Below are 23,209 nucleotides of genomic sequence, written 5' to 3'. Positions count from 1 at the left end.
CTCGGCCAGACCGTCGTCATGGTCACCCACGACCCGGTCGCCGCCTCCTACGCCGACCGCGTCGTCTTCCTCGCCGACGGCCGCATCGTCGACGAGCTCCACAACCCCACCGCCGACACCGTCCTGGACCGCATGCGCCGCTTCGACGCCAAGGGCCGTACCAGCTGACACACCGGCAGCCGAAGCCCGCTCACCGACCCTCCCAGGACACCCCATGTATCGCACCGCACTGCGCAACGTGCTGGCCCACAAGGGCCGACTGCTGATGACGGCGCTGGCCGTCATGCTCGGCACCGCCTTCGTGGCCGGCACCATGGTCTTCTCCGACACCTTCGGCAAGGCCATGCGGGACAGCAACTCCAAGAGCTACTCGGACGTCTCGGTCCAGGTGGTGGACCGCGCGGCCGGCTCCAGCGCCTCCACCCGGCAGAAGAGTGAGGGCGGCTCGGCCACCCTCACCGACGCCACCCTCCAGCAGCTGGCCGCCCTGCCGGGCTCCGCCGGCGCCCGTGGCGTGGTCAGCGGCTTCACCGGCGTCGCCGACAAGAAGGGCGACCTGATCGGCCAGTTCTGGGCCGCCAAGGGTGCCAACTTCGCGCCGGGCCAGGACGGCAAGGACCCGCGCTACCCGATGGTCGAGGGCCAGGGCCCGAAGGCCGCCAAGGAGATCGCGCTCGACCGCAAGACCGCCGACAAGGGCGGCTACAAGGTCGGCGACACCGTCCGGGTGGCCGCCAACGGGCCGGTGGTCGAGGCGAAGCTCACCGGGATCTTCACCACCGACGACCCGGTGGTGAACACCGGCGGCACGCTCACCCTGTTCGACAAGGCCACCGCCCAGCAGACCCTGCTGGAGCCGGGCCGCTACAGCAGCATCGTGCTCACCGCCAAGCCCGGCACCAGCCAGGACGCGCTGCTCGCCGAGGCCCAGCCCAAGGTGCCGTCCGTCCCCCAGTTCGACGTCGAGACCGGCGCCAAGCTCAACGCCGACGAGCAGGCCATGATCACCAAGGCCACCGACAGCCTGCGCACGATGTTCCTGGCCTTCGCCTGCATCTCGCTCTTCGTCGGCATCTTCATCATCGCCAACACCTTCACCATGCTGGTCGCCCAGCGCACCAAGGAACTGGCCCTGATGCGCGCCGTCGGCGCCAGCCGCAAGCAGGTCACCCGGTCCGTGCTGATCGAGGCCCTGCTGATCGGCACCGTCTCCGCCGTGGCCGGTCTGCTGGCCGGCGTCGGGATCGGCGCCGGGATGCAGTCGCTGATCGGCGCGATGAACGAGAACATGCCGAACGGCTCGCTGGTGATCAAGCCGCTCACCATCGTGGTGACGGTCGTGGTCGGCATCCTGGTGACGGTCGCCTCGGCCCTGCTGCCCGCCATCCGCGCCTCCCGGATCGCCCCGGTGGCCGCGATGAGCAGCGGCGACCAGCCGGTCTCCCAGAAGAGCCTGGTGGTCCGCAACACGATCGGCTCGGTGCTCGCCGCCGGCGGCCTGGCACTGATCGGCTACGGCGCCTCCACCGGCAACGACAGCGGCCGGATACCGGTCGCCCTGGGGGCCTTCCTGACCCTGATCGGCGTGTTCGTCCTGCTGCCGCTGCTCTCCCGTCCGGTCGTCGCACTGGTCGGCCCGCTGCTGCGCGGACTCGGCGGCACCCCGGGCAAGCTCGCCCAGCAGAACGCGGTGCGCAACCCGCGCCGCACCGCGGCCACCGCCGCCGCGCTGACCATCGGTCTGACCCTGGTCACCGGCCTCACCGTGATCGGCGCCTCGGTCAACGACACCATCGACCGGGCCGTCACCAGCTCGATGAAGGCCGACTTCGTCGTCGGGGCCGCCAACGGCATGAGCCTGTCCGCGCAGGTGCCCGCCCAGATCGCCAAGGCCCCCGGGGTGGCCGCCTCCTCGGCGATGACCACCACCGACTGGAAGCTCAACGGCACCTACAAGACGATCAGCGGCCTGGACCCGGCCACCCTCGACCAGCTCGCCGACGTCCAGCTGACCAGCGGCTCCACCGCCGGCTTCGGCAGCGGCCAGCTGCTGCTCGACGAGGACGCCGCCAAGAAGCTGAACGCCACCACCGGCTCGGTGCTGAACGTGACCTTCCCGGACGAGTCCACCGGTCAGCTCACCGTCAGCGGCGTGTACAAGGCGGGCGGCGTGCTCGGCAAGGTCATGCTGGCCAACAGCGAGATCGCCAAGCACGAGCCCAAGCCGTACATCTCCGACGTCCTGGTCAAGGGCAAGGACGGCGCCACCGACGGCCTCAAGCAGGCGATCAAGGACGCCACCGGGGCCAACCCGGTGATCGAGGTGAAGTCCCGCCAGGACATCCGGGACGGGTTCAGCCAGACCATCACCTTCGCGCTGAACGTGATGTACGGCCTGCTCGGGATGGCGGTCCTGATCGCGATCCTGGGCGTGGTCAACACGCTGGCGATGTCGGTCTTCGAGCGCAAGCGCGAGATCGGGATGCTGCGGGCGATCGGCCTGGACCGCGGGGGCATCAAGCGGATGGTCCGTCTGGAGTCCGTGGTGATCTCGCTGTTCGGCGCCGGCATCGGCCTGCTGCTCGGCTGCTTCATCGCCTGGGCGATCAACGGCACCCTGAAGTCCAGCCTCTCCGGCCTGACCACGGTCCTGCCGTACGGCCAGCTGGCGTTGTTCCTGGCGCTGGCCGGGGCGGTCGGCCTGGTGGCCGCGATCTGGCCGGCCCGCCGGGCGTCCAAGCTGGACATCCTGTCGAGCATCAAGACCGACTGACCGGTCCCCGGAACGAGAGAGGTCCCCTGCCGAAGGTTTCGGCAGGGGACCTTCTACTTCTGTACTCCGCCCGGTCGCACGGCCGGCTGAGCACCACGGAGGTCGTGGTCCGGCAATGCTGCCGGGCGGAGGGCCTCCGACTCATACCCCGGTGCTCCCACACCGGGGTCTCAGTCGCTTACTTGCTCGCGAGTTCCTTGTCGGCGGCCGGCTTGGCGGCCTCGACGGGCTTGGTGGGCGGAGTGACCTCCTGGATCGGAAGCTGCGGCTTCTCCATCTGGGAGAGGCCGACCATCTCGCGCTTGAGGAACATCGCGAGCGTCCAGTCGGTGAAGACGCGGACCTTGCGGTTGAAGGTCGGCACCATCGCGCCGTGGTACAGGCGGTGGAACCACCAGGCCGGACGGCCCTTCAGCTTGTACTTGCCGAAGAGGATCGCCACGCCCTTGTGCAGGCCGAGACCGGCGACCGCACCGAGGTTCTTGTGCTTGTACTCCTTCTGCGGGAAACCCCGCATGCCGGAGACCACGTTGTCGCCGAGGACGACGGCCTGGCGGCAGGCGTGCTGCGCGTTCGGCGGGCACCAGGCGCCCTCGCCGGCGGCGAGGTCCGGCACCTGGGCGTTGTCGCCGGCGGCCCAGACGTAGTCGAAGCCCTGGACCTGGAGGGTCGGCGCGGTGTCGACGTGGCCGCGCGGGCCCAGCGGCAGGCCGAACTCGGCCAGCACCGGGTTCGGCTTCACGCCGGCCGTCCACACGATGGTGGAGGCGTCCATCTCCATGCCGTTCTTCAGCATGACGTGGCCGTCGACGCAGGAGTCCATGGAGGTCTCGATGTAGACCTCGATGTTGCGCTCCTCGAGCTTCTCCTTGGTCCACAGACCGAGGTCCGGGCCCATCTCGGGGAGGATGCGGTTGGCCGCCTCGACCACCACGAAGCGCATGTCCTCGCGGCTGACGGTCTTGTACAGCTTGGCCGCGTCGCGGGCCATGTCCTCGATCTCGGCGACGGTCTCGATGCCGGCGAAGCCGCCACCGATCACCACGAAGGTCAGCGCCTTGCGGCGGATCTCCTCGTCCGTGGTGGACTCGGCCTTGTCCAGCTGCGCCATGACGTGGTTGCGGAGGCCGATGGCCTCCTCGACCGTCTTCATGCCGATGCCGTTCTCCGCCAGACCCGGGATCGGGAAGGTGCGGGAGACCGAGCCGGTCGCGACGACCAGGTACTCGAAGGGCAGCTCGTAGCTGTCGCCGGCCGCGGGCTGGATGGTGGCGACCTTGCGGGCGTGGTCGACGCCGGTGACGGACCCGGTCAGCACCTCCGCCTGCTTGAGGGCGCTGCGCAGCGGCGCGACGAGGTTGCGGGGCGCGACGTTGCCGCCGGCCGCCTCGGGGAGGAAGGGCAGGTACGTCATGTACGACCGCGGGTCCACGACCGTGACGGTCGCTTCGCCGTAGCGCATCTTCTTGAGGATGCGCATCGCGGCATACAGGCCGACGTAACCACCGCCGACAATGAGGATGCGAGGACGCTCCGTGGTGCTCATATCCGAAAGTATCCAGCACCGTCCGGAGCAGCCTTCGTGAGCCCGGTCACAAGTTGACGGACCCCCCGTGCTACACTGCGCGGCCGCAAAACCGGGCCCGGCGCGGGGCCCCGCACCCCTGGGCGACCCCGCGCGAACGCGCGCCGGAGCACTACCGGCCTGAGCAGCAACGATCCGCACAACGCCCGGGTTCCCGCGCGTGTTTTCGATATTCAAACCTCGAACCAGGTCTGACCTGCGATCTCATGGGCGACCCGGTCGGCGGGCCTTCGGTCCCACATTTCGGACGTAGCGGGCGAGCCGGTGCGACGAATGACCGGATCGCCATGTGAAGAAATTCACGAACTTTCCCGTCCGGGCTCGGGCGCGCCCCGGCCCCGACCCCCCGAAAGGGGTGTCGGGGCCGGTCCGGGTAAGCCCTGCACGGGGTCAGGGGGCAATACCCCAGGCGATTCCGTCGAGGATGTCGTGCTCGCTCACGACCACCTCGGCGGCGCCGGTGCGCTCCATGATCTCCAGCAGCTCCAGCGCCCCGGCCGCGATCACGTCCACCCGGCCCGGGTGCATCGACGGGATGGCCGCGCGCTCGGCGTGGGTGGCGGCCAGCAGCTCCCGGGCGATCTCGGCGACCCGCTCCCGGCTCACCCGCGAGTGGTGGATCGCCGCCGAGTCGTAGCCGGGCAGGCCCTGGGCGATCGCGGACACCGTGGTGACCGTGCCGGCCAGGCCCACCAGGGTGGCCGCGCCGGTCAGCGGGACGACCTCCTCGGCCCGGTCCAGCTCAGCGCGCACGTGCGCCCGGGCCGCCGCGACCTGCTCCTCGGAGGGCAGCTCGGCGTCGCCGAAGTACCGCTCGGTGAGGCGCACGCAGCCGATGTTCACCGAACGCGCCGCCTGCACGTCGTCCGTGCCGAGCACGAACTCGGTGGAGCCGCCGCCGAGGTCGAACACCAGGTACGGGGCGGGGAACTGACCGCCGGTCAGCTCCTTGGTAGCGCCCACGAAGGACAGGTGCGCCTCCTCCTCGCCGCTCACCACCTCGGGCTCGACGCCCAGGATGTCGCGCACGCCCTTGACGTACTCGTCGCTGTTCTCGGCGTCCCGGGAGGCGCTGGTGGCGACGAAGCGGAGCCGCTCGGGGCCGACGCCGAAGCCGGAGATGATCTCCTGGTACTCCCGGCAGGCCGCGAAGGTGCGGGCCAGCGCGTCCGGGTGCAGCCGGCCGGTCTGGTCCACGCCCTGGCCCAGCCGGTTGACGATCATCCGGCGGTCCAGGTCGGTGATCTCCCCGGTCTCCGGGTCGAGGTCGGCGACCAGCAGGCGGATCGAGTTGGTGCCGCAGTCGATCGCGGCCACCCGGGTCGTGCTCACTCGGACTCCTGCTCCGCCGCGGCCTCGTCGGCGGCGCGCTTCTTCGCGGCGCGCTCGGCGGTCTTCTGCTGCTTGGCGGCGATCACGGCCTCGTGGTCCTGCCCCTTGGCACGGTTGCGGGCGACCCGCTCACCGGCGGCCTCGACCTCGGCCGGGGAGACGCACGGGCCCTTGGCCCACCAGTCCTCCAGCATGCCGAGCGCCTCGTCGCCGAGCGGGTTGACGCCCTCGCCGGCCGCCAGCGAGTGGCCGACCAGCACGTGCAGGCACTTCACCCGGTCCGGCATGCCGCCCGCGCTCGGGAAGCCCTCCAGCACCTCGATCGCGTCGCGCCGGGCGATGTAGTCCTCGTGCGCCTTCTGGTAGGCGGCGGCCAGCTCCGGGTCCTCGGCGAGCCGGGCGCTCTGCTCCTTCATCACGCCCTCCGCCTCCAGGGTGCCGATCAGCGAGGCGGCCTTGGGGCAGGTCAGGTAGTAGAGCGTGGGGAACGGCGTGCCGTCCGGCAGCCGGGGCGCCGTCTCCACGACGTCCGGGTTGCCGCAGGGGCAGCGGTGCGCCACGCCGCGCAGGCCGCGCGGCACCCGGCCGAGCTGGGCGGCGATGGCCGCGATATCGGCGTCGGAGACGGTGGGGTGGTTCTCAGTGGTCATGGGGGGAGGTGTCTCCAACGGGGGACGGTGGGAGCGGAAGGGGGGTGGCGGGGGCCGCCGCAGCGGTGTCGGCGGCGTCCACCGAGTCCCAGATGCCGACGTACCAGGGTTTGGCGGCCTTCGCCTCACCGGCGCTTCCGGGGGCTGTGTTCTGGGAAGGGGCGGCACCGGCCGCGGACGAGGAGGGCTGGGCGGAGGACCGACCGGCCGGATCCACCGCGATGTACGGGGTCTCCCCCGGCACCGCGTAGTGCAGCCGGGCGCGGGCCTGCGCCTTGACGTACTCCGGGTCCTGCCAGCGGGCCTTCTCCCGGCGCAGCTGCTCGACCTGCTGGCGCGCGTGGTCGGCCTTCGCCCGCTGGGCGGAGATCTCGGCGCGCTGGGAGATGAACTGCCGCGTCGGGTAGGCGAGGATCGCCACCAGCGAGCAGAGCACCAGGACGAGGACGGTCGCCCGGCTCGTGAACCGGGGCCGGGCCGCCAAGCCCGGGATCCTCCAGCCAGCCATCTCCCGTATCCCCTCCTGGTCGCGACGGTGCCCCGCCGTCCACCCTACGGGGTGGACGGCGGGGCACCGGTCAGGCGTGCGTCACCGGGAACGCCCGGCCCTCGTGCTTGCCGTGCTCGACAGTCCGCGTGGCGGTGCTGATCACTCCGCGGAGCGGAAGCGCGGGAAGGCGCCGCGGCCGGCGTACTCGGCGGCGTCGTCGAGGATCTCCTCGATGCGCAGCAGCTGGTTGTACTTGGCGACGCGCTCGGAGCGGGCCGGGGCACCGGTCTTGATCTGGCCGCAGTTGGTGGCGACGGCCAGGTCGGCGATGGTGACGTCCTCGGTCTCGCCGGAGCGGTGCGACATCATGCAGCGGTAGCCGTTGCGCTGGGCCAGCTCGACGGCGTCCAGGGTCTCGGTCAGCGAACCGATCTGGTTCACCTTCACCAGCAGCGCGTTGGCGGTGCCGGTCTCGATGCCGCGGGCCAGGCGGGCCGGGTTGGTGACGAACAGGTCGTCGCCGACCAGCTGGACCTTGTCGCCCAGCTTCTCGGTCATGGCCTTCCAGCCGTCCCAGTCCGACTCGTCCAGCGGGTCCTCGATGGAGACCAGCGGGTAGGCGGCGACCAGCCCGGCGTAGTACTCGATGAGCTCGGCGGAGGTGAGCGCCTTGCCCTCGAACTGGTAGGCACCGTCCTCGTAGAACTCGGAGGAGGCGACGTCCAGGGCCAGCGCGACGTCACGGCCGGGCACGTAGCCGGCCTTCTGGATGGCCTCGACGATGAGGTCCAGGGCCTCGCGGTTGGAGTCCAGGTTCGGGGCGAAGCCGCCCTCGTCGCCCAGGCCGGTGGACAGGCCGCGCTCCTTCAGCACGCCCTTGAGCGTGTGGTAGACCTCGACGCCCCAGCGGACGGCCTCGGAGAAGGACTCCGCACCGATCGGGGCGATCATGAACTCCTGGATGTCGACGTTGGAGTCCGCGTGCGAACCGCCGTTGAGGATGTTCATCATCGGGACCGGCAGGACGTGCGCGTTCGGGCCGCCCAGGTAGCGGAACAGCGGCAGGTCGCTGGCCTCGGAGGCGGCGTGCGCGACGGCCAGCGAGACGCCCAGGATGGCGTTGGCGCCGAGCGAGGACTTGTCCGGGGTGGCGTCCAGGTCCAGCATGGCCTGGTCGATCAGGCGCTGCTCGGTGGCGTCGTAGCCGACCAGCTCCGGGCCGATCTGCTCGATGACGGCCAGGACGGCCTTCTCGACACCCTTGCCGAAGTAGCGGTTCTTGTCGCCGTCACGCAGCTCCAGCGCCTCGAAGGCACCGGTGGAGGCACCCGACGGGACGGCGGCACGGCCCGTGCTGCCGTCGTCGAGGCCGACCTCGACCTCGACCGTGGGGTTGCCGCGCGAGTCGAGGATCTCACGGGCTACGACGACATCGATGGACGGCACGAGGCATCTCCTTGCGGAAGCAGGGTCCGGTCTGACGGTGGTGCTGTCAGCAGGACGATTGCGGAGTCGTTACGACCAGAGCCTAACCGCCCGGGCTCCCGGGGCCACGCCGACCTCGGTCCCGTCTCAGCGTGTGGCCCCACTACCCACCGGTAGTTCACCTGCTTGCCCCAGCTTGTCCCACCGGAGCGGGCGAATGCGGACGAAGGGGACCGGCAGGACCGGCCCCCTTCGGACGTCGGGACGGAACGGCGTCGGCGCCGGGTGCGACGGCTCCGCGCCGGACGTGACGGACCGGCGTCGGGCACGACGGCCCGGCGCCGGCCGCGACGGCTCAGCCGAGGTGCAGCACCTGGCCGGGCAGGATCAGGTTCGGGTCGCCGCCGACGGTGGCGTGGTTCTGCTCGTACAGCGCGTTCCAGCCGCCGGACACGCCCTGGGCGGCGGCGATGGTCGACAGGGTGTCACCCGCGCGGACCGTGTAGTCGTGGCCGGCGGCCTGCGGGGCCGACTGCGCGGCGTGCGGGGCGTACTGCGGCTGGGCGGCGGCCTGGCCGGCGTACTGCTGGTAGACGCCCTGGTGGCTGGTCCAGTACCAGGCGCCGTTGTTCTGGTACCAGTACACCTTGGCGTCGGCGTCCCAGCCGGCCTTGCCGGAGAAGCCCGGGGTCTGCGGCTGCGCCTGCTGCTGCGGGACGGCCTGCTGGACCGGCTGCGCGGCGGGCTTCTGCGCCGGCTTCTGGACGGCCGGCTTCTGCGCGACCGGCTTCTGCGCGACCGGCTTCTCGGCCGGCTTGGCGGCGGGCTTCGGGGTCTGCTGCTTGGGGGCGGACTGCGCCTTGGCGTCCGAGGAGGTGTCGACCACGGCCGGGGCGCCGCCCTTGGTCAGACCGGCCTTCTGGGAGCAGACCGGCCAGGCGCCCGGCCCCTGCGAGGCCAGCACCTTCTCGGCAACCGAGATCTGCTGGGCCTTGCTGGCCTGGTTGGCCTGCGGCGCATAGGCGGTGCCGCCGTACGCCTTCCAGGTGCTGGAGGTGAACTGGAGGCCGCCGTAGAAGCCGTTGCCGGTGTTGATGCTCCAGTTGCCGCCGCTCTCGCACTGGGCGACGGAGTCCCAGGTGGAGGCCGGGGCGGCGGAGGCGCCGGTGGCGGTGAGGAGCGGCATCGCGAGTCCGACGCCGGCCACACCGGCGACGGCGATGGCCTTCTCGGCCTGGGTGCGACGACGGTGACGGCCAGTTCCAACGAACAGCATGAAGAGGTCCCTCTCCGTACGCCTGCGAGGTGAGCTGTCGGGTTCGGACCGGGAGGTGGCCCGGCCGCCGTACGCGGAAACGATTCCGCTCGGGCGGCTTCACCCCAAGCCGTGGGGAGACGGCAACAAACCTGGTTCCCCCGCCCCTGCCCAGGGTTCTGGTCGGTTTCCCGTGGCGCGGCGGGCAGGATTCGGCGTTCCGCGCACGAGGTCCGCAGCTGCGAACTCCAGGGAGAGTAGACAGATCATCAGACCAATCACAAGCTCATATCGTCAATATCACACGAAAATTACGGCCCGTGTCCGATCGCCTACCAGCGGCGGCGTTATGTCCGGATTGATGGGTGTTCACACCCTCGGCGGCAGCCGATCGGCGACGTCCGTCGCGTGACCTCAGCGCGCCGAGGGCGCGGAAGGAGCGTGCGGAGGCGTGTGCGGGGAGCGGCTCTCCGGACTGAATTCCACCGGGAGTTCGCGCAGCCCACGCATGATCAGACCGCCGCGCCAGCGGAGATTCTCCGGGCTTTCCGCGAGCCGCAGATCGGGCAGCCGGGAAAGCAGCGTGGCCAGCGCGGCGCGCCCTTCCAGCCGGGCCAGCGGGGCACCGATGCAGTAGTGGATGCCGTGCCCGAACCCCAGGTGGGGGTTGTCGGCCCGGGCCAGGTCGAGGGTGCTCTCGTCCGCGAACCGGGCCGGGTCGCGGTCCGCCGCCGCCAGCACCACCAGCACCGGGTCGCCGACCGGGATGTCCACCCCGCCGATGGTCAGCGGCCGGGTCGCGAACCGCCAGGTCGCCAGCTCCACCGGCCCGTCGTAGCGCAGGAGTTCCTCGATCCCGCTCTCCAGCAGCGCGGTCTCCCCGCGCGCCACCGACTCCTGCAGCAACCGGCGCTGCTCCGGATTGCGCAGCAGCGCGTAGGTGCCGTTGCCGATCAGGTTGATGGTGGTTTCGAAGCCCGCGAAGATCAACACGAAGCACATGGCGGCGGCCTCGTTCTCCGTCAGGTGCTCGCCGTGGTCGCTGGCACGGATCAGGCCGGAGATCAGGTCGTCACCGAGGTCGGCCCGCTTGCGGTGGATGAGGTCCACCAGGTAGGCGCGGATGCGCTTGACCGCCCGGCCCACGCCGCCGCGTTGCCCGCCGTGGTGGCGGATCATCATGCCCGCCCAGTCACGCAGATCGTCCTGGTCCTCGGCCGGCACCCCGAGCATGTCGCAGATCGCGTAGATGGGGAGCGGGAAGGCGAACTCGTGGATCAGGTCCGCCGAACCGCGCTGCGCGAAGCCGTCGATCAGCCGGTCGGTGAGTTGCTGCACCCGCGGCTCGAACTCGGCCACCCGGCGCGGGGTGAACGCCTTCGACACCAGCCGGCGCAGCCGGGTGTGGTCCGGCGGGTCGATGTTCAGCAGGTGGGTCATCAGGTCCGCCTGCCGCTCCCCCGGGATGCCCACCCGGCCGGTGCGGTGCGCCTGCCCGCTGTGGTGCGCCGGGTTCTTCGACAGCCGGCCGTCCGCGAGCGCCTGCCGGGCGTCCGCGTACCGGGTCACCAGCCAGGCGTCGACGCCGCTCGGCAGCGTGGTGCGGTGCACCGGGGCGTGCTCGCGCAGCCAGGCGTAGGCGGGGTACGGGTCGGCGGCGAACTCCCAGGTGAACAGCTGCGGGGCGGTGGCGTCAAAGGGCGCGGCGGCGGGCCGGGCGGGGTCGGGCTGAGCTGGCATGGACCGACCGTATCCGGTGCGACGGGCCCGCCCTCCCTCCGGCGGGCCGCCGCTCCCCGCCGGCGGATCGCGTCCGGCGCACCAACACTCCATGGCCCGCCCATGGACGGGCCGTGGACGGCCCGTGGACAGCTCTTGGCCGACTCTTGGCCGCGAGGCGGGCGTGAGCCTGGTCACCTGAGGGGTAATCCCTGTTGCGGAGGGTCAGGACCTGCCTACGATCCTCCGCAGTACGCGTGGGCGCCGGTGCGGTGTCGTCCACAGGGAAGGAGCAGGCCATGCGGATCAGCGGGTCAGTCGTCGTCATCGCGGTCCTCGACGGCGGGTCGGGCGCGGGCCTCGCCCGCCGGTTCGCCGCGGCCGGCGCCACCGGAATGCTGATCGCCGACCAGCACGTCGGCATCGCCGAGGACCTCGCCTCCGAGCTCGACCGGACCGGCTGCCCCGTCGTCGGCGTCTGCGGCGACATCCGCCGCCCCAGCGACGTCGCCGCCCTCGTGGACACCGCCGAGAAGCACCTCGGACCGATCGACCTGTTCGCCGTGGCCGGCCCGGACGGCGAGCGGATCGTCTCGCTGGCCGAGCTGCCCGACCACCTCGACCTGGAGCGCCTCGCCGAACTCGTCGTCCTCGTCGGCGAGGCCATCGGCGAACTCGTCCCGCCGCAGCGGCGCCCTGAGCCCGCCGCCACGGCGGCCTGAGGCCCGTCACTCCGAGCCCGGGCCCGTCACTCCGGCTTGAGGCCCTCGGCCGCGCGCACCGCGTCCCGGTAGCCGCGCGCGGCCGACCGCAGTGCCGCGTCCACGTCCACCCCGGCGTCGTACGCCCGCTGCGCCACCGCGAGCAGCAGCCGGCCCGCCGAGTCGGCGGTCAGCTCGGCCGGCAGCTCGTACGGCTCGTCCGGCACCCCCGTGAAGCCCGCCCGGCGCACCCGGGACACCAGCTTCGCCGCGTACGCCAACGAGGGCAGCCCGGCCGGCACCCCGTCCAGCACCGACTCGCGGTCCGCCTTCTCGGCCGCCTTCAGCTGCTCCCAGTTCGCCTCCACCTCGGCGGCGCCCCCGGCCTCGACGTCCCCGAACACGTGCGGGTGCCGGTACATCAGCTTCTCGACGATGTCCCCGGCCACGTCGTCGATGGTGAACGGCTCGGCCGGGTGCTCCTCGGCGATCCGGGAGTGGAAGAACACCTGCAGCAGGACGTCACCCAGCTCCTCGCGCAGCGTCTCCCGGTCCCCCTCCTCGATCGCCTCGACCAGCTCGTACGCCTCCTCGACCAGGTACTTCACCAGGCTCTCGTGCGTCTGCTCGGCGTCCCAGGGGCAGCCGCCCGGGGAGCGCAGCCGGTCCATCACCGTCACCAGGTCCAGCAGCCGTGACCCCGGCAGGTCGTACGAGCCGGGCAGCACCTCGATCTCCGGCACCTCGCCGGCGTGCTCCACCGCGAGCCGCGCCAGCGCGTCGGTCAGTCCCGGGTCCCCGTCCGGACTGCCCAGCCACACCGTCGGCCCGGCCCCGGCGGGCTGCCCGGTCAGCAGTCGCGCCAGCGCGGGCGCCGACCCGGCCGGCACGGCCTCCACCACCACCCCGGCCTGCCGCACCGCCGCCACCTGCGGGTGCCCCTCGTCCCCCACCAGCACCCGCCCCGCCGACCGCAGCGCCTCCCACGCCGGCCACGCCAGCAGGCCGGGAGCCACCCGGTGGGTGGTGGTCAGCAGGATCAGCTTCGCGCCCGGAGTCTTCGTCGGCACAGCATTCGTCGTCACACCCCGAACCTACCTCCGCGCCCTCACCCCGCCCGCCCGTTTCTCCCGGAGCTCCCACCCCAGGCCCGGGCGCGGCGTCCCCGTTACAGCGCGGGACGTCGGCAGCGGCCACCGGGTCGGTGCCGTCGCTGCGCGCGCAGGGAGGTGAGGGCCGGAGACACGGGCGCCGGGGGGGGTGGTGGGGATCAGCGGTGGGGCGGGGGCCAGGGGGTGGAGGCGGAGGTGAGGGTGGACAGGGACTGACGGAGGCGGCGGACGGCGGGGTGGTGGGGGCCGTCGCGGCGTTCGCGGTCGAGGAGGAGGGGGAGCAGCCACTGCCACGCGTTCCGGGGGTCTCCGGTGGCGGCGAGGTGGAGACCGATGCGTTCGCGGAGGTCGTAGCTGCGCTCGGGGTCGGTGTCGAGGCCGGATTCGAGGCGGGCGGTGTGGGCGGCGAGGAGTGCCTGGTACTCGGCGAGGGCTTCGGCGCCGTGTCCGAGCCGTTCGAGGCAGATGGCGGCGCGGAAGCGGTGGTCGAGGCCCTGGGGGCCGTGCGGGCCGCCGTCGGCGGTGGCGACGAGGCGGCGGTACTCGGGGAGGGCCTGCTGGGGGTGGCCCTCGTGCAGGAGGATGCGGGCGTAGATGGTGCGGATGGTGCGCACCAGGGGTGCGGCATCGCCGAGTTCGGCCTCGGCCCGGGGCAGCAGGCGGGCGGCGAGGCCGAGCACCTCGGTGTGGCGGCCGGCGTCGACCAGGTCGGAGAGCCGGGCGCACTCGGCGCCGAGGTCCGGGCCCGCGGGGACGGCGGGGGGTGTCGCAGGGGCGGGCGGCATGAGGAAGGGCCGTGGCTCGGAGCGGACTGCGGACGCCGGGGCGGCCGCCGAGGCCGGCGGCTGCGGCTGGTGCGGGTAGCGGAAGGGACGGGCCGGGTCCGGCAGCGGGGTGTAGCAGGGCTGCGGGGCGCCGTCGGCCGGGGGCAGCAACGGGAGCAGCCGCGCGTACACGGTCCGGGCGTCGGCGGGCCGGTCGGCGGGCTGCTTGGCGAGCAGGTCGAGCACCAGCTGCTCCAGCGGCTGCGGCACCTCGGGGCGCAACTCCCGCAGGGGGACGGGCGGTTCGTCGACGTGTCGGCGCAGGACACCGAGCGCGGTGGGCGCCCGGAACGGCTCCTCGCCGGCCAGCATCTCGTGCAGCAGGCAGCCGAGCGCGTAGAGGTCGCTGCGCGGGTCGGTGGTGGCGGCGAGGGCCTGTTCGGGGGCCATGTAGGAGGGGCTGCCGACGGGCACGCCGGTGAGGGTGAGCCGGGTGGTCTCGGTGTCGAGGGCGGTGGCGATGCCGAGGTCGAGCAGGACGGTGCGGCCGTCCTCGCGGACCATGACGTTGCTCGGCTTGAGGTCGCGGTGGACCACCGGGATGGCGTGGACGGCGGCCAGCGCCGCGCAGAGCTGGGCGGCGACGGCCGCCGCGCGCTCGACGGGGAAGGGCGCGTCCTCGGCGATGAGGTCGGCCAGACTGACGCCGGGGATGCGCTGCATGACGAGGTAGAGCTCGCCCTCGTCCTCGCCGGCGTCGAAGACGGTGACCAGCCCGGGGTGGTCGAGCGCGGCCGTGACCCGGCACTCGCGCAGGAAGCGGCGGCGCAACTCGTCGCCGTGGCGGGCCCGTTCGCCGCCGGAGCCGGTCCCGCCGGCGACCAGGTGCTCGGGGCGGAGCAGCTTGACCGCGACCTGACGGTGCAGTCGTTCGTCCTGGCCGGCCCAGACCTGGCCCATGCCGCCGTGGCCGATCTTCTCGGTGAGCCGGTAGCGGCCGGCGATCAGCCGGGCGGCGGTCACGGCCGGTCCTCGCGGGCCTGGCGGCGCAGCAACTCGCCCAGCTCGCGCAGGTCGTGGGCGGTCTCGGGAGCGGGAGCGGAGGGGGCCGGGGCCGAATGGGCAGGAGCCGATGGGGCCAGGGTGGCGGGCGCGGGCACCCCGTACCCGGGCACGGTCGCCGCGTAGGGCGAGACGTTCGGCACCGCGTACGGCGACACGGCCTGCGGTACGGCCTGCGGCGCAGGTCGCCCGGCCAGCCAGACCGCGCGGCTGTCCATCACCAGGAAGTGCGCCGTCGGCAGGAACCAGAGCACGGCCAGCGCGATCTCACCGGTGGTGTCGGCGGTCGGGTTCTTCAGGCCGCCCGCGACCCCGGCGGAGACGATCATGGTGAGCAGCAGCGCGCAGAACACCCCCGCACCGGCGATGTCGTACGCCCGCCGGCGCCGGACCGCCAGCAACAGCGAGGGGACGACCCCGAGCAGGCCGACGGTGAGCAGCGGGACCAGCGCGCACAGCGCCCGCGCGGTCACCCCGAACCGCCCGGGAATCGGGGCCGGCCCGGCCACCGCCGCCGGCCCGGGCAGTGCGCCCGGCGGGTAGCCCGGCACGTAGCCCTGCCCGTGCCCCGGCCCGTACGCCGTTCCGCCGGGCGGCGGTCCGAACTGCCCGGGGTACTGCCCTGACATGCGCGCTCCTGAGCTGGTGAGGACCGGCACCGAGGGCGGTGCGGACGGTTCCGCTCACCGTACCGCCCGGCCCGGTCGGTCCGGAGGGCTTCCGTCCGCCCGCTGCCGCATCGGTATCGGACCGCCCGCCGCACCGTCACCGGCGTGCGTCGGCCCTGAGCCGCTACTGAGCCGGGGTCACCTCCGGGACGGGCCTCAGGCCGGCGGCACCAGGGTGCCCGTCGCCAGGGCGTCGGTGGCGGCCTGGGCGAGGCTACGGCCGAGGGCGGCGGCCTGGGTGAGGGCGGTGTCGAAGGCGGCGAGGCGGGCGAAGACGGCGCCGAGGCGCTGCTGGGCGGGGAGCGGGAGTCGGGGCAGCTCGACCCGGCGGATGTCGAGTCGGGCGGTGGTGGTGGCGTGGCTGGCGGCACGCCGGGTGCCGGCGGTGGAGCGGAACTGGCCGGCCAGGAACTCGGGGTCGAGGGCCGAGGGGTCGGGCCGCAGGAGGTGGAGCTGACGGCCGAGGGCGGCACCGACCAGCGGGCCCTCGGCGGGGACGACCCGGGCGGTGCCGCCGCCGAGGGCGGGGACCAGGACGTCGCCGGGGCGGGTGCGGACGTCCCCGGCCGGTCCGGGGCCGGTGGCCAGGACAGCGCTGGGCGCGGCGCCGGTGGCGAGGTCCTGGTCGGTGACGACGGGGGTGCCGCCCGGCTCCGCGCCGGCCGGCCGGGTGGCGGCGCCGGTGCCGGTGCCGGTGCCGGTGCCGGTGCCGGTGCCGGTGCCGGTGCCGGAGGAGTACACCTCCAGCGCACCACCGCGGACCAGCTCGCCGATGGTGACCACACCGACGGGGGCCGTCCCGGACACCCCGTCGGGCGCGGCGTCCGGCTGCGGCACCAGCGTGGCCGGATCGGGCAGTTCGGCCAGCAGCTCGGCCAGCCGGCCGCCGAGGTGGGAGAGTTCGGCCGCGCCGCCGAGCGGGGCGGCGGGCGGCACGTGCCGGGCCGGGGAGAGGTCGGTCTCGTCGTCGAGCAGGTCGATGGCGGCCATGGTCCGGTGGACGCCGGGGCGGTCGGCGGGGACCGGCAGGCCCTCGCGGGCGGCGAGGTCGAAGCCGCGCCAGGCCTCCAGGACGGTGCGGCGCAGCTCGGGCCAGTCGACCTTGTCCCGGCCGCCCTCGACGGCCGGCGACCCGGCGGCCGCGGCCGGACCGGAGTGCGCCGCCCCGGCGTCGAGCAGCAGCACCTGGCGGAAGTCGCTCCCCGGCCGGGGCGCGCGCAGCACCCACAGGTGCAGCGGGACGCCGTACGGCGGGGCGGCTCCGGCGGGCAGCGCGATGACGGCCCGCAGCGCGCCGGAGCGGAGCAGTTCGGCCCGGATGCGGCGGCCGGCCCGGCGGGCGGCGACGGTCGGCGGGAGCAGCAGCGCGGTGAGGCCGCCGGGGCGGGTGTGCGCGAGGCAGTGCAGCACCCAGGCGAGTTCGGACTCGCCGCGCGGCGGGACGAGTCCCCCGGGCCAGCGGGTGTCGAACTGCAGCTCGTCGTGGCCCCAGTCGCGTTCGTTGTACGGGGGCTGGCAGAGCACGGCCTCGAAGGTGTCGCCGGGGAAGCCGTCGGCGCGCAGCGCGTCGCCGGCCCGCAGGTCGAGCGGGAGCGGCCCGGGCTCGTCGGCGGGGGTGTGCAGGGCGATCCGGAGCCGGGCGAGGGCGGCGGTGACCGGGTCGGCGTCCTGGCCGTACCGGCCGGTGGTCGGCGGGTGGGCGAGCAGGACGGCGCCGAGGCCGACGGCCGGGTCGAGCACGGTGGCAGGGACACCGGCGACGGCGGCGAGCAGTTCGGCGGCCTCCGGCGGGGTGGGGCTGAGCTGACGGGTGTTGGCCTCGGCGTACCGGTTGAGCAGCTGCTCGTACGCGCCGGCCGGGCCGGCCTGGGCGGCGAGTTCGGCGAGCAGCCGGGCGAGGTCCAGCTGGGTGCTGCCGAGCAGGCCCGGGAGGCCGAGGGTGCGGGCGCCGTCCGGACCGAAGGCGTGCACGGCGGTGCCGGCGACGGCCCGGGGCAGCGCGAGGGCGAGCCGGGTGCCCGGCCGGCCGGCGAGCTCGGCCCACCGTTCGGGCTCGCGGTGCAGCAGCAGGAGCAGGGCACCCACCTCGACCAGCGGGGCGGCGGGGTGGCCGGCCGGGTCGCGGAGGGTGTCGACGAGCTGCCAGACCCGCTCCAGCAGCGGGAGTTCGGCGATCTTGCCCTGGGCGCGCAGCCAGGACTCGACCTCGTCGAGCGCGAAGGCCGGGCTGGCGTCGGTGCCGCCGACCGGGCGCGGGAAGTCGGGGTGGCGGCGGCGCCAGTTGCTGACCGCGGCCCGGCCGACGCCGGCCAGCCGAGCGATCTCGGCGGCGGTCACTTCGGGACGGTCCGGCACGGGGGCTCCTTCGGTGGGGGCTGCGACCGCGCAGCGAGGGGCGCTGTGACCGCACAGCATAGCGATGCCCCTTCCATGCACGGTTCACATGTGAACAGAGCTCTTTTGTGAAATAGCATTGACATGGTTCACGGCTTGGTGGTGTGATCCTTCCGTCGCCGCCGAACGGGGGCGGCGCAGGGAAGACCACCGATCACCGGGAGACACCCCATGTCCGCGAACGCCCGCCGCACCGCCGTCCGCCGCACCGCCACCCGCCGCACCGCCACCCTGCTGCTGGGCGCCGCGCTGGTCGCCCTGGGCGCGACGGCGTGCAACTCCACCGGCGGCTCCTCCGTCTCGACGGAGGCGAAGCAGCCGGCGGCCACCGCCGGCTCCGAGGCCGCCAAGCCGGCCGGGAGCAAGCCCGCCGACACCGCCAAGGCCCCCGCCAAGGTCGGCGACACCATCGCGCTCAAGGGCAACGACCCGGCCGACACCGCCGACGTGACGCTGGTGAAGGTGGTCGACAACGCCGAGGGCGAGGACGAGTTCACCCACCCGGCCGACGGCAAGCGCTTCGTCTCGATCCAGTTCCGGATCAAGGCGAGCGGCAAGAAGGCCTACAGCGACGCCCCGGGCAACGGCGCCAAGGTGGTGGACGCCCAGGGCCAGGCCTTCGGCAGCACGGTCGCGACCACCAAGGCCGGCCCGGGCTTCCAGGTCCCCGCGAACATCGCCCCCGGCGAGAGCGCCCTCGGCTTCGTCACCTTCGAGGTCCCGAAGGACGCCCAGCTCGACAAGGCCCAGTTCGGCCTCGACAGCGGCTTCGCCCCGCAGACCGGCCAGTGGAAGCTCGGCTGACGCGTCCGTTCACAGTCCGGCCGGCCGCCGCGCAGCGCCGACGACGGCCGGTGCCCGTACACACGGAACGGCGGCCCCGGGGCAGAGCCCGAGACCGCCGTGGACCACCCGGAGGGCGGACGCTACTTCTTCGCCCCCGCCAGGTCGTCGAACATGGCCGACAGGAACTCGCTGCACCAGCCCAGCAGTTCCCGCCCGACCAGCGGCTTGCCGCCGATCCGCCCGGTGCTCGGGCGCGGCACCAGCAGTTGCTGGGCCGCCGCCTTCACCTGGCTGCGCGGGTAGAGCCGGTTCAGCCGCAGCTGCTGGGACTCCCGCAGCTCCACCGGTCCGAAGCGGACGTTGGAGCCCTGGAGGGTGATGTCCGCGATCCCGCACCGCCGGGCGTACAGCCGCAGCGCCGCGACCAGCAGCAGGTTCTCCACCGGCTCGGGCAGCTTGCCGTAGCGGTCCACCAGCTCGTCCCGGACCTGCTTGATGTCCTCCTCCGAGTTGACCGCCGCGATCGAGCGGTACGCCTGCAGCCGCAGCCGCTCGCCGGGTGCGTAGTCGTGCGGCACGTGGGCGTCGACCGGCAGCTCGATCTTCACCTCCAGCGGTTCCTCCTCCGGCTCCCCGCCGCCCGCCAGCGACTCGCGGAACTCCGCCACCGCCTCGCCGACCATCCGCATGTAGAGGTCGAAGCCGACGCCCGCGATGTGCCCGGACTGCTCGCCGCCGAGCAGGTTGCCCGCGCCGCGGATCTCCAGGTCCTTCATCGCGACGTACATGCCGGCGCCCATCTCGGTGTGCTGGGCGATGGTGGCCAGCCGCTCGTGCGCGGTCTCGGTGAGCGGCCTCTCCGGCGGGTACAGCATGTACGCGTAGCCGCGTTCGCGGCCTCGCCCGACCCGGCCGCGCAGCTGGTGCAGCTGGGAGAGGCCGAAGGTGTCGCCGCGCTCCACGATCAGGGTGTTGGCGTTGGAGATGTCGATGCCGGACTCCACGATCGTGGTCGACACCAGGACGTCGAACTCCTTCTCCCAGAAGTCGACGACGACCTTCTCCAGCTGGGTCTCCCCCATCTGCCCGTGCGCGGTGGCGATCCGTGCCTCGGGCACCAGGTCCTTCAGCCGGGCGGCCGCCTTGTCGATCGACTCCACCCGGTTGTGGATGTAGAACACCTGGCCCTCGCGCAGGAGTTCACGCCGGATCGCGGCCGAGATCTGCTTCTCGTCGTACGGTCCGACGAAGGTCAGCACCGGGTGCCGCTCCTCCGGCGGGGTGGTGATGGTGGACATCTCGCGGATGCCGGTGACCGCCATCTCCAGGGTGCGCGGGATCGGGGTCGCGGACATGGTGAGCACGTCCACGTTGGCGCGCAGCTTCTTCAGCTGCTCCTTGTGCTCGACGCCGAAGCGCTGCTCCTCGTCGACGATGACCAGGCCGAGGTCCTTGAACCTGGTCTCGGAGGAGAAGAGCCGGTGGGTGCCGATGACGACGTCCACCGAGCCCTCGAACAGCCCCTCCAGCACGGCCTTGGCCTCGCTGTCGGTCTGGAAGCGGGACAGCGCCTTCACCGTCACCGGGAAGTTGGCGTAGCGCTCGGCGAAGGTCGAGAAGTGCTGCTGCACCAGCAGCGTGGTCGGCACCAGCACCGCCACCTGCTTGCCGTCCTGCACGGCCTTGAACGCGGCCCGCACGGCGATCTCGGTCTTGCCGTAGCCGACGTCGCCGCAGATCAGCCGGTCCATCGGGACGGACTTCTCCATGTCGGACTTGACCTCGGCGATGGTGGTCAGCTGGTCCGGCGTCTCCGCGTACGGGAAGGCGTCCTCCAGCTCGCGCTGCCACGGCGTGTCCGGGCCGAAGGTGTGCCCGGGGGCGGCCATCCGCGCCGAGTACAGCCTGATCAGGTCGGCGGCGATCTCCTTGACCGCCTTCTTGGCCCGCTGCTTGGTCTTCGCCCAGTCCGCGCCGCCGAGCCGGTGCAGCGTCGGGGCCTCGCCGCCGACGTACTTGGTGACCTGGTCGAGCTGGTCGGTCGGCACGAACAGCCGGTCGCCGGGGTGGCCGCGCTTGGCGGGGGCGTACTCCAGCACCAGGTACTCGCGGGTGGCGCCCTGGACGGTGCGCTGCACCATCTCGACATACTTGCCGACGCCGTGCGCCTCGTGGACGACGTAGTCGCCGGCCACCAGCGCCAGCGGGTCGATCGCGTTGCGGCGGCGCGAGGGCATCCGCCGCATGTCCTTGGTTGAGGACTTCTGACCGGACAGGTCGGTCTCGGTGATGACGGTGAGCTTCAGCTTCTCGTCGACGAAGCCGTGCTCGATCGAGCCGCAGGAGACGTGGACGACGTCCCGGGTGGGCGCCTCGGCGAGGTCGGCGACCAGGCGGGCGGGGATGCCCTCGTTGCCCAGCACCTCGGCGAGCCGGGCGGCCGGGCCGTGGCCCTCGGTCACCATGACGACCCGCCAGTCGGCGGCCAGCCGCTCCTTGGCGTCGGCGATCGCCCGGGCGGTGTCGCCCCGGTAGGCCTCGACGGCGTGCATGCCGAGGGTCAGCGTGTTGGCGTCGCCGTGCCAGTCAGCGGCTCCGCCGCGGGCCAGGATGCCGTCGACGGTCGACTCGCTGGTCGCGAACGGGCTGACGGACCACCAGGGCAGCCCGATCTCGCCGGCGTGCTCGCGCACCTCGGCGAGCGAGCGCAGCGAGGCGGCGGAGACGTCGATGGTCTCCAGGTCGATCGGCCGGTCCCCGCCCGCCGCGGCCGCGACCCAGGAGGCGTGCAGGAACTCCTGACTGGTCGCCACCAGGTCGGCGGCCCGGGTGCGGACCCGCTCCGGGTCGCAGACCACCGCGACGGAGCCGAGCGGCAGCACGTCCAGCAGCAGCTCCATGTCGTCCACCAGCACCGGCGCCAGCGACTCCATGCCCTCGACCGCGATGCCCTCGGCGATCCTGTCCAGGATCTCGGCCAGCCCGGGGTGCTCGACGGACAGCTCGGCGGCCCGGGCCCGCACCTCGTCGGTGAGCAGCAGCTCCCGGCAGGGCGGCGCCCACAGGCCGTGCTCGGCGATCTCCAGCGAGCGCTGGTCGGCGACCTTGAAGTACCGGACCTCCTCGACCTCGTCACCCCAGAACTCCACCCGCAGCGGGTGCTCCTCGGTCGGCGGGAAGACGTCCAGGATGCCGCCGCGGACGGCGAACTCGCCGCGCTTCTCGACCAGTTCGACGCGCGCGTAGGCGGCGGCGGAGAGCCTGCGGGCCACCTCCTCCAGGTCGTACGACTTACCGCGCCGGACGGCCACCGGCTCCAGCTCGGCCAGCCCCTTGACCTGCGGCTGGAGCACCGAGCGGACCGGGGCGACGATCACCTGGACCGGCCCGGCCGCCGGGTCGTCCGCCCGCGGGTGCACGATCCGGCGCAGCACGGCCAGCCGGCGCCCGACGGTGTCCGAGCGGGGCGACAGCCGCTCGTGCGGCAGGGTCTCCCAGGCCGGGAACTCGGCGACGGCGTCGGCGGGCAGCAGCGAGCGCAGCGACGCCGCGAGGTCCTCGGCCTCGCGGCCGGTCGCGGTGACGGCGAGCACCGGGCGGCCCCGGTCCCCGGCGGCCTGCCCGGCGAGCGCGCGGGCCAGTGCGGCAATGGCGAACGGCCGGGCGGCGGGCGGCCCGACCAGGTCCAGGTGGCGGCGTCCACCGGCCGCGGCTCCGGGGGCGGTGGCCGCCTCGATCGCCTCGGCGAGCGCCGCGTCCCGCGCGACGACATCGAGCAGTCCGGTCAGGCTCATCTGGGGTCTCTTCTTCGTCCCGTGGCTGGTGCTGCCCCCGGGCGGCGAAGGCCCGCCGGGGCAACGCGAACGGCCCGGCGCGCCGAGCGGCCGGGGGTCTCCAGCCTACGCCGCGGCACGGACACGCACGTGGTCCACGGCGTCGGCAGGGCCGGACCGGGGCTGGACCGGGGCTGGAACGGTGGCCGGACCGGGGCCGGACCGGGGCCGGACCGCCGGGCACCCGCTCGACCGCCCATCCCGTTTTGTCAGGAGCACATCCGGGAACGAACGACTGGACGGAACACCGGACCGGCCGGTGGACGAACCAACCGTGAGCCGCACCGGACCGGGCACGGCTATCCGCCACGAACTGGACATACTCCTGTCACTGGCCGTCCATGGAGATCGCGCACCATGGTGAACGTGCCCGCCGCACCCAACCGTGGGGGATGGCTGTGGGGGCACTGTCGCACCCCCGATGGGGGTCGGAGGTGCGAGGCCGGGCGGCCCTGGGTGGGGGCGCCCGCCCAAGCGCCGGGAACCGTGGCGCCCTTTCCTGGAGGGCGCCACGGGTCTCGGCCTCTTTCGCTCCCGGGGGGCTTACCCCGCCGGCCGCCGTCCTACCCCGGACAGCCGCCGCCCGTTTCCCCGGCCCCACTCCACCGTCCCGACCGCGCCCGGCACGGCGAAGGCCCCCGGAAACCCGGGCGGTTTCCA

The 23,209-nt window shown here is 73.3% G+C and carries 15 protein-coding genes, 1 pseudogene and 1 riboswitch; of the genes and pseudogenes, 4 read left to right on the top strand and 12 right to left on the bottom strand.

From position 1 onward, the window contains the following. Positions 1-168: pseudogene (locus AB0O11_RS24180) on the top strand (ABC transporter ATP-binding protein); the annotation flags it as partial. 46 nt (positions 169-214) lie between these two features. After that, the gene (locus AB0O11_RS24175; protein WP_363390607.1) at positions 215-2,773 is read left to right on the top strand and encodes an FtsX-like permease family protein; all 2,559 of its coding nucleotides are present in this window, start codon (positions 215-217) and stop codon (positions 2,771-2,773) included. 178 nt (positions 2,774-2,951) lie between these two features. Here the strand turns inward: AB0O11_RS24175 and AB0O11_RS24170 are convergent, their stop codons facing one another. The 7 genes from AB0O11_RS24170 to AB0O11_RS24140 form a co-directional block, all read right to left on the bottom strand. After that, on the bottom strand, positions 2,952-4,319 hold the full coding sequence (locus AB0O11_RS24170) for an NAD(P)/FAD-dependent oxidoreductase (protein WP_363390604.1): 1,368 nt from the start codon (positions 4,317-4,319) through the stop codon (positions 2,952-2,954). Between the two features lie 429 nt (positions 4,320-4,748). Continuing rightward, positions 4,749-5,690 carry a Ppx/GppA phosphatase family protein gene (locus tag AB0O11_RS24165; RefSeq protein ID WP_363390601.1) on the bottom strand — a complete coding sequence of 314 codons (942 nt, stop codon included), beginning with the start codon at positions 5,688-5,690 and terminating at the stop codon, positions 4,749-4,751. Then, on the bottom strand, positions 5,687-6,358 hold the full coding sequence (locus AB0O11_RS24160) for a DUF501 domain-containing protein (protein WP_363390598.1): 672 nt from the start codon (positions 6,356-6,358) through the stop codon (positions 5,687-5,689). The genes AB0O11_RS24165 and AB0O11_RS24160 overlap by 4 nt, the downstream gene beginning before the upstream one ends. Beyond that, positions 6,330-6,848: a septum formation initiator family protein gene (locus AB0O11_RS24155; protein ID WP_363390595.1), complete on the bottom strand. Its 519-nt coding sequence runs from the start codon at positions 6,846-6,848 to the stop codon at positions 6,330-6,332. The genes AB0O11_RS24160 and AB0O11_RS24155 overlap by 29 nt, the downstream gene beginning before the upstream one ends. A gap of 141 nt (positions 6,849-6,989) precedes the next feature. Continuing rightward, on the bottom strand, positions 6,990-8,276 hold the full coding sequence (gene eno, locus AB0O11_RS24150; RefSeq protein WP_224281265.1) for a phosphopyruvate hydratase: 1,287 nt from the start codon (positions 8,274-8,276) through the stop codon (positions 6,990-6,992). Between the two features lie 334 nt (positions 8,277-8,610). Next, positions 8,611-9,531, bottom strand: coding sequence for a transglycosylase family protein (locus AB0O11_RS24145; protein ID WP_363390592.1), 921 nt, complete (start codon positions 9,529-9,531; stop codon positions 8,611-8,613). 5 nt (positions 9,532-9,536) lie between these two features. Continuing rightward, positions 9,537-9,705: riboswitch (cyclic di-AMP (ydaO/yuaA leader) on the bottom strand. A gap of 219 nt (positions 9,706-9,924) precedes the next feature. Beyond that, positions 9,925-11,250, bottom strand: a complete 1,326-nt coding sequence (locus AB0O11_RS24140; protein WP_363390589.1) for a cytochrome P450 — start codon at positions 11,248-11,250, stop codon at positions 9,925-9,927. A 278-nt stretch (positions 11,251-11,528) separates the two neighbouring features. On the opposite strand from AB0O11_RS24140, the gene AB0O11_RS24135 reads away from it, so the two are divergent. Beyond that, positions 11,529-11,951: an SDR family NAD(P)-dependent oxidoreductase gene (locus tag AB0O11_RS24135; protein ID WP_363390586.1), complete on the top strand. Its 423-nt coding sequence runs from the start codon at positions 11,529-11,531 to the stop codon at positions 11,949-11,951. Positions 11,952-11,977: 26 nt separating this feature from the next. On the opposite strand, the gene AB0O11_RS24130 is transcribed toward AB0O11_RS24135, so the two are convergent. From AB0O11_RS24130 to AB0O11_RS24115, 4 genes are all read right to left on the bottom strand, one after another. After that, a complete protein-coding gene (locus AB0O11_RS24130; protein WP_363390583.1) occupies positions 11,978-13,015 on the bottom strand; it encodes a MazG family protein in 1,038 nt (345 codons plus the stop codon). Between the two features lie 185 nt (positions 13,016-13,200). Next, positions 13,201-14,829: a serine/threonine-protein kinase gene (locus tag AB0O11_RS24125; protein ID WP_363390580.1), complete on the bottom strand. Its 1,629-nt coding sequence runs from the start codon at positions 14,827-14,829 to the stop codon at positions 13,201-13,203. Then, positions 14,826-15,497, bottom strand: a complete 672-nt coding sequence (locus AB0O11_RS24120) for a hypothetical protein (protein WP_363390577.1) — start codon at positions 15,495-15,497, stop codon at positions 14,826-14,828. The genes AB0O11_RS24125 and AB0O11_RS24120 overlap by 4 nt, the downstream gene beginning before the upstream one ends. Before the next feature lie 195 nt (positions 15,498-15,692). Continuing rightward, positions 15,693-17,891, bottom strand: coding sequence for an N-6 DNA methylase (locus AB0O11_RS24115; protein WP_363390574.1), 2,199 nt, complete (start codon positions 17,889-17,891; stop codon positions 15,693-15,695). A 210-nt stretch (positions 17,892-18,101) separates the two neighbouring features. Here AB0O11_RS24115 and AB0O11_RS24110 point away from each other — a divergent pair, with 210 nt between their 5' ends. Then, positions 18,102-18,734 (top strand): DUF4352 domain-containing protein, encoded by a 633-nt coding sequence (locus AB0O11_RS24110; RefSeq protein WP_363390571.1) that lies wholly within the window; start codon positions 18,102-18,104, stop codon positions 18,732-18,734. Between the two features lie 122 nt (positions 18,735-18,856). Here AB0O11_RS24110 and mfd read toward each other — a convergent pair whose 3' ends face one another. Then, on the bottom strand, positions 18,857-22,510 hold the full coding sequence (mfd, locus tag AB0O11_RS24105; protein ID WP_363390568.1) for a transcription-repair coupling factor: 3,654 nt from the start codon (positions 22,508-22,510) through the stop codon (positions 18,857-18,859). Positions 22,511-23,209 lie beyond the last annotated feature (699 nt).

This window comes from Kitasatospora sp. NPDC093102, from assembly GCF_040683915.1.
Lineage (GTDB): Bacteria > Actinomycetota > Actinomycetes > Streptomycetales > Streptomycetaceae > Kitasatospora.
The sequence above is the reverse complement of the archived record's forward strand: the minus strand, read 5'-3'. Positions and strand labels throughout refer to the sequence as shown.

Excerpts from the sequence above, each read along its gene's own strand:
- AB0O11_RS24175 (WP_363390607.1), top strand. The coding sequence starts at position 215 with ATGTATCGCACCGCACTGCGCAACGTGCTGGCCCACAAGGGCCGACTG.
- AB0O11_RS24140 (WP_363390589.1), bottom strand. The coding sequence starts at position 11,250 with ATGCCAGCTCAGCCCGACCCCGCCCGGCCCGCCGCCGCGCCCTTTGAC.
- AB0O11_RS24110 (WP_363390571.1), top strand. The coding sequence starts at position 18,102 with ATGTCCGCGAACGCCCGCCGCACCGCCGTCCGCCGCACCGCCACCCGC.
- AB0O11_RS24135 (WP_363390586.1), top strand. The coding sequence starts at position 11,529 with ATGCGGATCAGCGGGTCAGTCGTCGTCATCGCGGTCCTCGACGGCGGG.
- AB0O11_RS24155 (WP_363390595.1), bottom strand. The coding sequence starts at position 6,848 with ATGGCTGGCTGGAGGATCCCGGGCTTGGCGGCCCGGCCCCGGTTCACG.
- AB0O11_RS24170 (WP_363390604.1), bottom strand. The coding sequence starts at position 4,319 with ATGAGCACCACGGAGCGTCCTCGCATCCTCATTGTCGGCGGTGGTTAC.
- AB0O11_RS24120 (WP_363390577.1), bottom strand. The coding sequence starts at position 15,497 with ATGTCAGGGCAGTACCCCGGGCAGTTCGGACCGCCGCCCGGCGGAACG.
- mfd (WP_363390568.1), bottom strand. The coding sequence starts at position 22,510 with ATGAGCCTGACCGGACTGCTCGATGTCGTCGCGCGGGACGCGGCGCTC.
- AB0O11_RS24145 (WP_363390592.1), bottom strand. The coding sequence starts at position 9,531 with ATGCTGTTCGTTGGAACTGGCCGTCACCGTCGTCGCACCCAGGCCGAG.